1 protein-coding gene is annotated in these 815 nt (G+C 45.4%); it reads right to left on the bottom strand.

Annotated elements, in window-relative coordinates:
- A partial coding sequence (locus GY843_RS08085) for a DUF1566 domain-containing protein (RefSeq protein ID WP_297308380.1) occupies nt 1-815 on the bottom strand: 815 nt, incomplete at both ends.

Below are 815 nucleotides of genomic sequence, written 5' to 3'. Positions count from 1 at the left end.
CTTTCAGTAGGAAGAGACGCTGGTGTTTGTGATAAGGCATATAGGGTTATGGTGTACTCGTGACTACCGGCACTTGGTGAACATGGAGATGTATAAGAGATCGCATTACCATCTTTATTAGCTCCCATGAACCAACTGCCGTCGTCGGCCTCACCGTAAGCTATCTCTGTGATCGATGGATCGATATCCCAAAGCAGCAAATATGAGTTTGCGTTTGAGGTATCCTCAGGATTTGGATAATGGTGCATTATCACCGCCAACGAGCCGGTTGAATCCGGTATGTTAGACCAAGATAAAGGAATGGATGCTTCTACTCCATCTACCTTTTCTTCACATTTATAAGCATCAAGGAGTTCTCCATCAGAAACTGCGCTACTGCTTAGCGTAAAATCTACTGTACCTGTCGAACCCGACCTGATAATCAACGGCAAATAGATCCTTGTAGTGGAGGTACTGGCAGAGCGCACACACAATACATAGCCCGTATTTACTTTGTCTTCATGGCTAACCAGTCCATAATAAAAATCAACAAACCAGGCTTGTTCAGTTCCATTTTCACGGGTGGTTGATGACCAGTAAACCGTTGTTGTTTGCGGGTATGTTTCAGTCAGGGTAAAGTAGGTAGTATTCACCGAAGGATGATACAAGTTGTCGTCATCACTAATAGACCGTAGTTCTTTAATGTTGGGCAACCGCCAATCTTCATACTCCCCCAAAGTAAGGCTCTCGCACTGGGTTAGGGCTGCTTCCCAGGTCATGCTTGAGGTTCCATCCCGTTGCCACATCAACGCGGTGTTATTTTCGGTGACAGTTTG

It is taken from the genome of Neptuniibacter sp. (assembly GCF_024231755.1).
Lineage (GTDB): Bacteria > Pseudomonadota > Gammaproteobacteria > Pseudomonadales > Balneatricaceae > Neptuniibacter.
Note: the sequence above shows the minus strand (reverse complement) of the source record. Positions and strands in the feature narration are given on the sequence as shown.